Consider the following 1,328-nt stretch of genomic DNA (forward strand, 5'->3'; position numbering starts at 1 on the left):
GCTGGAGAGACTGATATTTGACATTGTGAATAGGGAATAAAGAGAACGGATCTTTCCGTTGTGATTTTTTCGCAACGACAGAAAGAACGTGATCGCGAACTGGCTGTAAATGCGTGCGTTTGGGTTTTACCCCTGCGCAAGACGCAGAACAGTTAGCTGAGGGATCTCTCAAGCATAATAAGGGCATCTGGTGGATGCCTTGGCGTCAAGAGGCGATGAAAGACGTGGCACTCTGCGATAAGCTACGGTGAGCCGAGAGCAGGCTTTGACCCGTAGATTTCTGAATGGGGAAACCCCACCCAATAGGGTGATCATATCGTGAATACATAGCGGTATGAGGCGAACCCGGAGAACTGAAACATCTCAGTACCCGGAGGAAAGGACATCAACCGAGACTCCGTAAGTAGCGGCGAGCGAACGCGGACCAGGCCAGTGGCCTATGATTAAGAACCGGAACGATCTGGAAAGGTCGGCCATAGTGGGTGATAGCCCCGTACGGGTAGAAAGATCATAGGTCCTCGAGTAGGGCGGGACACGTGAAATCCTGTCTGAACATGGGGGGACCACCCTCCAAGCCTAAGTACTCCTTGACGACCGATAGTGTACCAGTACCGTGAGGGAAAGGTGAAAAGCACCCCGATAAGGGGAGTGAAATAGTTCCTGAAACCGGATGCCTACAAGCAGTTGGAGCCTCTATATGGGGTGACAGCGTACCTCTTGCATAATGGGTCAGCGAGTTAGTCTTACAAGCGAGCTTAAGCCGTTAGGTGTAGGCGCAGCGAAAGCGAGTCTGAATAGGGCGATTGAGTTTGTGGGATTAGACCCGAAACCAGGTGATCTAGCCATGAGCAGGTTGAAGGTGATGTAACAGTCACTGGAGGACCGAACCCACGTCTGTTGAAAAAGACGGGGATGACTTGTGGTTAGGGGTGAAAGGCCAATCAAACCTGGAGATAGCTGGTTCTCCGCGAAATCTATTTAGGTAGAGCGTCAGACGAATACCTTCGGGGGTAGAGCACTGAATGGGCTAGGGGGCCTTACCGGCTTACCAAACCTAATCAAACTCCGAATACCGAAGAGTACTATCTGGCAGACAGACTACGGGTGCTAAGGTCCGTGGTCGAGAGGGAAACAGCCCAGACCGCCAGTTAAGGTCCCAAAGTTGTGGCTAAGTGGGAAAGGATGTAGGACGGCCAAGACAACCAGGACGTTGGCTTAGAAGCAGCCATCGTTTAAAGAAAGCGTAACAGCTCACTGGTCTAAATAAGCTGTCCCGCGCCGAAGATGTACCGGGGCTCAAGCCACACACCGAAACTGCGGATTTGTTC

1 rRNA gene is annotated in these 1,328 nt (G+C 51.7%); it reads left to right on the forward strand.

Annotated features, from left to right (window positions below):
* Window positions 1-166: 166 nt before the first annotated feature.
* Window positions 167-1,328, forward strand: a 23S ribosomal RNA gene (locus tag THS27_RS26210); the annotation flags it as partial.

The sequence above is a fragment of the Thalassospira sp. MCCC 1A01428 genome, from assembly GCF_002115825.1.
Classification (GTDB): Bacteria; Pseudomonadota; Alphaproteobacteria; order Rhodospirillales; family Thalassospiraceae; genus Thalassospira.